This is a genomic window from Sandarakinorhabdus limnophila DSM 17366 (assembly GCF_945882885.1).
GTDB classification, from domain to species: Bacteria; Pseudomonadota; Alphaproteobacteria; order Sphingomonadales; family Sphingomonadaceae; genus Sandarakinorhabdus; species Sandarakinorhabdus limnophila_A.
Map to the genome: position 1 here is coordinate 1 of NZ_CAMCWT010000088.1, position 6,220 is coordinate 6,220.

A 6,220-nucleotide genomic window follows, 5' to 3' on the forward strand; every position below is an offset into this window, starting at 1 on the left:
TCGGCAAGGACACGCGGCTTTCAGGCTATATGATGGAATCGGCTCTGGTTGCCGGCTTTACCAGCGTGGGCATGGATGTGACCTTGCTCGGCCCGATGCCGACGCCGGCGGTGGCGATGCTGACTCGGTCGATGCGGGCCGATATCGGCGTGATGATTTCGGCCAGCCACAACCCATTTCACGATAATGGCATCAAGTTGTTTGGGCCCGATGGTTACAAATTGTCGGATGACGACGAGATGGCGATCGAGGCGCTACTGGAGGAAGAGATTCCGCTCGCCGAACCGCGCGCCATTGGCCGGGCGCGGCGCATTGATGACGCGCAGGGGCGCTATATCCACTTTGCCAAGGCGACCTTCCCGGAACATCTGCGCCTGGATGGGCAGAAGATCGTCATCGATTGCGCCCATGGTGCGGCCTACAAGGTGGCGCCGGCGGCGCTGTGGGAATTGGGTGCCGAAGTGATCGCCATTGGCGTGGCGCCGGACGGGTTCAACGTGAACGACAAGGTGGGATCGACCCATCCCAAGGCGCTGCAGTTGAAGGTGCTGGAATCGGGCGCCGATATCGGCATCGCGCTTGATGGCGATGCAGATCGGTTGATCGTGGTCGATGAACGCGGCCAGGTGGTGGATGGTGATCAGCTGATGGCGCTGATCGCGTCACGTGCAGCGGAAGCCGGTACGCTGAAGGGCGGGGCGCTGGTGGCGACCGTGATGAGCAATCTGGGGCTGGAGCGGTTTCTGGCCACCAAGGGCATCGCGTTGCACCGCGCCAATGTGGGCGATCGGCACGTGCTGGAACTGATGCGTACAGCCGGTTGCAACGTGGGTGGCGAGCAATCGGGGCACATTATCCTGGCCGATCATGCGACCACCGGCGATGGGCTGGTGGCGGCGCTGCAGGTGCTGGCCGCGCTGGTGGGTTCGGGCAAGCCGGCAAGCGAGTTGCTCCACCTGTTCGATCCGCTGCCGCAGCTGCTGAAGAACGTGCGCTTCAAGGGCGGCGCGCCGTTGGAGGCCGAAAGTGTGAAGGACGCAATTGCTGCGGGGGAGGCCAAGCTGGCCGGGCAGGGGCGTCTGCTCATTCGCAAGAGCGGCACCGAGCCATTGATCCGCGTGATGGCCGAAGGCGAGGACAAGGCGCTGGTCGGCCGCGTGGTCGATGATATCTGTGCGGCCGTTACTGCGGCGGCCGCATGACCGCGCGCATCTTGGCCATCGCCGGGTCTGACAGCGGCGGCGGCGCTGGCATTCAGGCGGATATCAAGACGATCACTGCACTGGGCGGTTACGCCATGACAGCGGTGACGGCGATCACCGTGCAGAACACGCTGGGTGTGAGCGCGGTGCACACGGTGCCGCCGGAGATCGTGGCCGGCCAGATCCGCGCCTGCATCGATGATATCGGTGTGGATGCCATCAAGATCGGCATGCTGGGCAATGAAGCCACCATCAACGCGGTCGCCGATGCGCTTGAGGGTTGCCGTGTGCCCATCGTGCTTGATCCCGTCATGATCGCCAAGGGCGGCGCGATGCTGATCGAGGAGGATGCTGTATGGGCGATGATGCAGCGCCTGCTGCCGATGGCCAGCGTGATCACGCCCAACGTGCCCGAACTTGTCGCGCTGACCGAGACCGAGGTGGAGGATGCGGCCGACATGCTGCTGGCGGCGCAGGAATTGCTGAACGCGGGCCCGCGCGCGGTGCTGGCCAAGGGCGGGCATCTGGAGGGTGACCAGCTGACTGATTGGCTTGTGACGCGGCAGGGGCATTTGGCGTTCACTGATACGAAGATCGAAACCCGGCACAGCCACGGCACCGGGTGCACCTTGTCTGCCGCGCTGGCGTGCAGTCTGGGGCAGGGGCTGGCCTTGCCCGAAGCGGTGAAACTCGCACGGGCGTTTGTGCGGCAGGGGCTGGAACGGGCGCCGGGGTTCGGCCAGGGACACGGGCCGTTGGGCTTTTATCCGTTGCCCTGATGCTGATCGCCGGGGTTGATGAGGCCGGGCGCGGGCCGTGGGCGGGGCCAGTGGTGGCTGCGGCCGTAATCCTGCGCGGGCGGGTGCCGACGGGCCTTGATGACAGCAAGAAACTAAGCGCGAAGCGGCGTGAGGCGTTGTTCCATGCGTTGCACGACAGCGACTGCCTGATCGGTGTCGGCCAGGCCAGTGTGGTGGAGATCGACGCGATCAACATCTTGCAGGCGACCTATCTGGCGATGACGCGCGCGGTTGACGCGCTGGGGGAAGCGCCCGCCCATGTGCTGGTCGATGGCAACCGCCTGCCCAAATGGCGCTGGCCGGCCACGGCCATCGTGGGCGGCGACGGCTGCGAGCCCGCGATCTCGGCCGCGTCCATTATCGCCAAGGTAACGCGCGACCGGATCATGGCGGAACTGGATGCCGCGTACCCTGGCTATGGCTGGGCGACCAACCAGGGTTATGGTGTCGCGGCGCATGCCGATGCACTGAACAGATTGGGTGCAACGCCCCATCACCGCGCCAGCTTTGCGCCCGTGCGCGCCGTTCTGCAGCGACTGCGCGAAGAAACTTCCAGGTGAGTCTTTTGAGTCACACCACTAGGGGTTGAGCCCGTGTGTCCCGCCCGGGCTCAAGATGTGGGTTTGTTCCCCTTTTGATTCCGGAATATGACGAATCGGGGAATCTCATTGATTCCAAATGATTCTTGACCGCGAATCCCATCTGAATCATCACCGCACTCTGTCTTGGAGCGCGTGTGATGAAATCATTCCGGTCATCTGATCATCGTGATGCCGAACGGCTGCTGGTGGATACCGGCCTGGCCGGCAAGGCTCGCGCGCCCAAGCTGGAGACCGATCGCATCCTGGTGGGTGACTGCATCGAAATGATGAACAGCCTGCCCGCCGGCAGTGTCGACCTGATCTTTGCCGATCCGCCCTACAATCTGCAGCTGGGTGGCGATCTGGCCCGCCCGGATGGCAGCCATGTCGATGCCGTTACCGATGATTGGGACAAGTTTTCCAGCTTTGAAACCTATGATCGTTTCACCCGCGCTTGGCTGAAGGCGGCGCATCGCCTGCTGAAGCCCAATGGGGCGATCTGGACCATCGGTAGCTACCACAACATCTTCCGTGTTGGCGCCGCGCTGCAGGACGAGGGTTTCTGGATCCTCAACGATATCATCTGGCGCAAGGCCAACCCGATGCCCAATTTCAAGGGCACGCGTTTCACCAACGCCCATGAAACCATGATCTGGGCCGCCAAGGGCGAAAACAGCCGCTATTGCTTCAACTATCACGCCATGAAGGCGATGAACGATGATCTGCAGATGCGGTCGGATTGGACGATCCCGATTTGCACCGGCGGCGAGCGGCTGAAGGACGGCGCGTCCAAGGCCCACCCGACACAGAAGCCCGAAGCCCTGCTTTATCGCATTCTTGTCGCCTGCACCCAGCCGGGTGACGTGGTGCTCGATCCCTTCTTCGGCACCGGCACCACCGGCGCTGTCGCCAAGTTGCTCGGCCGTCGCTGGATCGGCATCGAACGCGAGCCGAAATATGTGCGAGTGGCGAGTGAGCGTATCAACAATCTGCTGCCGCTTGAGGGCGGCGACATCAAGATCAGCGAAGGCAATCGCAGCCTCGCCCGCATCCCGTTTGGCAGTCTCGTCGAGAGCGGCTACGTCCGCCCTGGCACACGCCTGTGGGGTCCGGGGCGGCGTGTGGGCGCCAGCGTACGAGCTGATGGCAGCCTGGACATGGCCGGCACGACCGGATCTATCCACAAGATGGGTGCGGCCGCGCAAGGCCTGCCAAGCTGCAATGGTTGGACCTTCTGGCACTTCGAGGACGACGATGGCCGGCTGGTTCCGTTGGATGCCAGGCGGCAGGCGTTCCGTCACGCCACTGCTGTGGACGGTTGACGCCTGGCATCCATTTCCTGTTCCGGTTGGCAATTGCCACCGGCGTATCGTTCCCCTAACACACGTGCAGCCTGACGGACTGTGGCATCAACTGCCGCAGCCCGTTGCGTATGCCTGCCGCTGTGGCTAAGCCGCGCGGCAACCGACCTGTTGGAGAGAATGACGCGTGACGTTCAAGACCATATTGGCGCTGGCCACCGGCCTGACCATGTTTGCGGTTCCGGTTCTGGCCGCCGATACCAAGCCACAGATCGGCACGTTTGGTTTCGATGTTGCCGGCATGGATACCAACGTGAAGGCTGGCGACGATTTCGTTGGTCACACCGCCGGCAAATATATGGCCGCGCTGGAAATTCCGGCCGACAAGACCAATTTCGGCATGTTCACCAAGCTGCGTGACCTGTCCCAGGAACGCACCCGCGCCATCATCGAAAAGGCCGCCGCCAGCGGTGGCGCGCCGGGCAGCGAAGCCCAGAAGGTCGGCGACTTCTTTGCCAGCTTCATGGATGAAGCCGCGATCGAGGCCTTGGGTCTAACGCCGCTGAAGCCGCAACTTGATGCCATCGCCGCCATCGCAAGCAAGGCCGATTATGCCGAATTGGTGGGCCGCAATTTCAAGCTCGGCGTGCCCGGCCCGATCTTCATGGGCGTGGGCCCCGATCGCAAGAACCCGGATCGTTTCGTCGTGCAGGCCGGCCAATCGGGCCTGGGACTGCCGGATCGTGACTATTATCTGGACGACAAGAACGCATCGTTCGTGGCCGCTCGCACCAAGTACAAGGCGTATATCGCCGCCATGCTGGGCCTGGCCGGTTACGACAATGCCGCGGCCCGTGCCGAAGGCATCTTCGCGCTGGAAACCGCCATCGCCAAGACCCACTGGACCCGCGTGGAGCGCCGTCAGGCCGAAAAGACCTATAATCCGTTGCCCGTCGCTGAGCTGCCGACCCGCTTTGCCGGGCTTGATTGGAGCCGCATGATCGCCGGAAGCAGCATCCCGGTTCAGGGTGACGTGATTATCGCCAACCCCAGTGCCGTTGAAGGCACCGCAAAGGTGATCGCCGCTGCCGATCTGGCAGTGTTAAAGGACTACATGGCCTTCCACACCATCCGCGATGCCGCGGCCTTCCTGCCCAAGGCGTTTGTCGATGCCAATTTTGACATGTATTCGAAGACGCTGGGCGGCCAGCCGGAACAGGCGCCGCGCTGGAAGCGGGGCGTGGACATCACCTCGGGCGTGCTCGGCGAGGCGCTGGGCAAGCTGTATGTGGCGGAATATTTCCCGCCGGAAGCCAAGGCCAAGGCCGATGCGCTGGTGAAGAACATCATCGCTGCCATGGATGCCCGCCTGGCCAATCTGGCGTGGATGGACCCCAAGACGCGGGTGGCTGCGCGCGAGAAGCTCGCCGCGTTCACGCCGAAGATCGGTTATCCGGAAAAGTGGCAGGATTATTCGGCGCTCATCATTTTTCGCGGCGATGCCATGGGCAATGCCAAGCGTGCGACCGAATTCGAGTTCAACGAATCCGTGGCCAAGCTGAACAAGCCGGTGGACCGCAGCGAGTGGTTCATGACGCCGATGACGGTGAACGCCTATGCCAACCCGACCTGGAACGAAATCGTGTTCCCGGCCGCAATTCTGCAGGCGCCGTTCTTTGATCCCAATGCCGATGATGCTGTGAACTATGGCGGCATCGGCGCCCTGATCGGCCACGAAATTACCCACCATTTCGACGATCAGGGCCGCAAGTATGACAAGACCGGGCGGCTCGCCGATTGGTGGACGGCTGAAGACGTTAAGCGCTTCAAGGAGGGCACCGACAAGGTCGTAGCCCAATATGGCGCGTACGAGCCGGTCGCCGGCAAGAAGGTCAACGGTGAGCTGACTCTGGGCGAAAATATCGCCGATCTGGCCGGCATCACCATCGCCTATGATGGCTGGAAGCGGTCGCTGGGCGGCAAGAAGCCGAAGGCTATCGATGGTTTCACTGGTGATCAGCGCTTCTTCCTCGGCTTCAGCCAGGTGTGGCGCCAGAAATATCGCGAGCCGGCGCTGCAGCAGCAGCTGGTGAGCGATCCGCACACGCCGGGCCATTTCCGCCCATACGTGGTGCGGAACATTGATGCCTGGTACAAGGCGTTCAACGTGAAGCAGGGCGAGAAGATGCACCTGTCGCCGGAAGAGCGCATCAAGCTGTGGTGAGGCGTTATTATCGCCCGATACTGAGTGAAGGGGAGGGGCTGCCGCTTGCCGGCGGCCCCTTTTCTTTTGCCCGCGCCGAAGAGCTGACACGGTCGGGGAGCGAGGGCTTTGT

Annotated in this window: 5 protein-coding genes; all 5 read left to right on the plus strand. The window is 62.8% G+C overall.

Going from position 1 to position 6,220, the window contains the following annotated elements:
- Window positions 1-1,202, plus strand: a 1,202-nt coding sequence (glmM, locus tag Q7O19_RS12705; protein ID WP_303810869.1) for a phosphoglucosamine mutase, incomplete at its 5' end; no start/stop codon positions are given.
- Window positions 1,199-1,981, plus strand: coding sequence for a bifunctional hydroxymethylpyrimidine kinase/phosphomethylpyrimidine kinase (thiD, locus tag Q7O19_RS12710; RefSeq protein WP_303810870.1), 783 nt, complete (start codon window positions 1,199-1,201; stop codon window positions 1,979-1,981). The genes glmM and thiD, both read left to right, overlap by 4 nt.
- Window positions 1,981-2,562, plus strand: a complete 582-nt coding sequence (locus Q7O19_RS12715; protein ID WP_303810871.1) for a ribonuclease HII — start codon at window positions 1,981-1,983, stop codon at window positions 2,560-2,562. The genes thiD and Q7O19_RS12715 overlap by 1 nt, the downstream gene beginning before the upstream one ends.
- A 179-nt stretch (window positions 2,563-2,741) precedes the next feature.
- Window positions 2,742-3,905: a site-specific DNA-methyltransferase gene (locus Q7O19_RS12720; RefSeq protein ID WP_303810872.1), complete on the plus strand. Its 1,164-nt coding sequence runs from the start codon at window positions 2,742-2,744 to the stop codon at window positions 3,903-3,905.
- A gap of 166 nt (window positions 3,906-4,071) precedes the next feature.
- Window positions 4,072-6,108 carry a M13 family metallopeptidase gene (locus tag Q7O19_RS12725; protein WP_303810873.1) on the plus strand — a complete coding sequence of 679 codons (2,037 nt, stop codon included), beginning with the start codon at window positions 4,072-4,074 and terminating at the stop codon, window positions 6,106-6,108.
- Window positions 6,109-6,220: the final 112 nt, after the last annotated feature.

What these genes read in the sequence shown, in the direction of transcription:
- Q7O19_RS12720 (WP_303810872.1), top strand. Translation starts at nt 2,742, where the DNA reads ATGAAATCATTCCGGTCATCTGATCATCGTGATGCCGAACGGCTGCTG.
- Q7O19_RS12715 (WP_303810871.1), top strand. Translation starts at nt 1,981, where the DNA reads ATGCTGATCGCCGGGGTTGATGAGGCCGGGCGCGGGCCGTGGGCGGGG.
- thiD (WP_303810870.1), top strand. Translation starts at nt 1,199, where the DNA reads ATGACCGCGCGCATCTTGGCCATCGCCGGGTCTGACAGCGGCGGCGGC.